The organism is Pseudomonas sp. O39, from assembly GCF_045447295.1.
GTDB classification, from domain to species: domain Bacteria; phylum Pseudomonadota; class Gammaproteobacteria; order Pseudomonadales; family Pseudomonadaceae; genus Aquipseudomonas; species Aquipseudomonas antarctica_A.
In genome coordinates, this window is the sequence record NZ_JBJGXV010000078.1 from 1 (window position 1) to 428 (window position 428).

At 51.6% G+C, this 428-nt stretch carries 1 protein-coding gene; it reads right to left on the bottom strand.

Features of this window, described 5'->3' with window-relative positions; all coding sequences use genetic code 11:
- Positions 1-132: 132 nt before the first annotated feature.
- Positions 133-428 (bottom strand): hypothetical protein (locus tag ACI77D_RS29370; protein WP_407018108.1); only part of this gene is annotated, 296 nt, incomplete at its 5' end.

Here is a 428-nt window from a genome sequence, read left to right on the forward strand (position 1 = left end):
ATTTACCTATGCGCTGCGAAGTGTTGGATCTCGACTTTCCATAGTCTAAAAGAGGGTGTCAGTCCCTTCCATAATAGCTTTGCCGCTATCGGATAGACGCGGTGCTCGCTTGTTCATTTTCATGCTACGGCCTCATTTCCGAGGGTTCGGGAAAGGTACGACGTTTTCGTGTTGGCTGAAGGGCTCTTCGTGACGACGAAGGGAGCGCTGTGCGTCATCCAGCGCTTTGATCAACATGAGCTCTCGCGCCAATGATTCTTTATAGCGCCTCTCGTAGTCGCCGGCCTCGGCTTTCGCTTTCTTGGTTTTCTGTCGTGCATCTTTAACCTTCTCCGCGCCCGGAGCTTGGCGCTCGGCCATCTGTTTGGCCATTTCATCAATATCCTGAATAAGCGGAATAAAGATGTCTCTGCCCTTTCTGATGCTGC